Genomic DNA, 283 nt, shown 5'->3' with positions numbered 1-283 from the left:
AACTGGCCACCGCCGCCGTGGTCGGTGTGCCGCACCCGAAATGGGATGAACGCCCCTTGCTGGTCGCCGTCAGGGCCGAGGGTGAGGACCCGTCCGAGCAGGAATTGCTGGATTTCTACGATGGTAAGATCGCCAAATGGCAGGTGCCGGACAAGGTGGTCTTTGTGGACGCGCTGCCGCTGAATGCGACGGGGAAAATCCTGAAACGCACATTGCGCGACGATTTCAAGGACGCCCTGATGGGGTGAGGCTTTGGGATTTTGGCTCCGGCGGTAGGGATCGA

1 tRNA gene and 1 pseudogene (1 of these 2 only partly in view) are annotated in these 283 nt (G+C 61.1%); one reads left to right on the top strand and one right to left on the bottom strand.

What is annotated here, in order from left to right:
- Nucleotides 1-248 (top strand): annotated as a pseudogene (locus MPJ51_RS21700) (long-chain fatty acid--CoA ligase); the annotation flags it as partial.
- Between the two features lie 13 nt (nt 249-261).
- Here the strand turns inward: MPJ51_RS21700 and MPJ51_RS21695 are convergent.
- A tRNA-Asn gene (locus MPJ51_RS21695) sits at nt 262-283 on the bottom strand; it runs 153 nt beyond the window's last position.

This window comes from Ruegeria sp. (genome assembly GCF_028066395.1).
Classification (GTDB): domain Bacteria; phylum Pseudomonadota; class Alphaproteobacteria; order Rhodobacterales; family Rhodobacteraceae; genus Ruegeria.
Note: the sequence above shows the minus strand (reverse complement) of the source record. Positions and strands in the feature narration are given on the sequence as shown.